The 248-nt window shown below is 37.1% G+C and carries 1 pseudogene; it reads left to right on the top strand.

The features are described from left to right. Positions 1–248, top strand: a pseudogene (locus tag ACWA1B_RS23275) (hypothetical protein); the annotation flags it as partial.

Below are 248 nucleotides of genomic sequence, written 5' to 3'. Positions count from 1 at the left end.
AACCAATTTCCAATATCCGAAAGTAAACAGTTCATTTGCTGTGTCAAGTCCCTATCCTGCTGTGCTTTCGTTTGAAGATCAGACTGCATTTGTGACATCGGTTCAAAATCAAGTTTCTGGAATAACGGTTTTTACAGCGCCAATAAATGGTGCTAATTCTAATTTTCAGCAATCGCCTTTAATTGTTCCTTTGTTTTATAAAATTGCGCAGAACAATCAGAAAACTGGCGTCAATGCTTTGACAATAG

The organism is Flavobacterium xizangense (assembly GCF_054075145.1).
The sequence above is the reverse complement of the archived record's forward strand: the minus strand, read 5'-3'. Positions and strand labels throughout refer to the sequence as shown.